The 254-nt window shown below is 59.8% G+C and carries 1 pseudogene; it reads left to right on the top strand.

Annotated elements, in window-relative coordinates:
• Positions 1-254, top strand: a pseudogene (locus tag EOD29_RS37685) (carbohydrate ABC transporter substrate-binding protein); the annotation flags it as partial.

Here is a 254-nt window from a genome sequence, read left to right as displayed (position 1 = left end):
GCAAGTCGATCATCGGGATGGCACTGTCGAAACACAGGAAGCCTCCGCCCGCATGGTGCTCGACCGCGACAATCAGGTCTCGTTCAGCCGGTTCAAGGGATCGCTACCGTTTCGCACCGACGTCGGCGGGCTCGATCATTGCGGCAAGCTCGGATTGGAGATGATCGAGGCCAAGAACGGTGAAGTCAGCGCCCAGTCCAGGCCATGCCGACCCAGATGTCGGATGGCTGGATTGCTGTGGTAGGAGGCTTTTT

Source organism: Mesorhizobium sp. M1A.T.Ca.IN.004.03.1.1, from assembly GCF_003997555.1.
In the GTDB taxonomy this organism is placed as follows: domain Bacteria; phylum Pseudomonadota; class Alphaproteobacteria; order Rhizobiales; family Rhizobiaceae; genus Mesorhizobium.
This window is presented reverse-complemented; position numbering and strand designations above follow the sequence as displayed.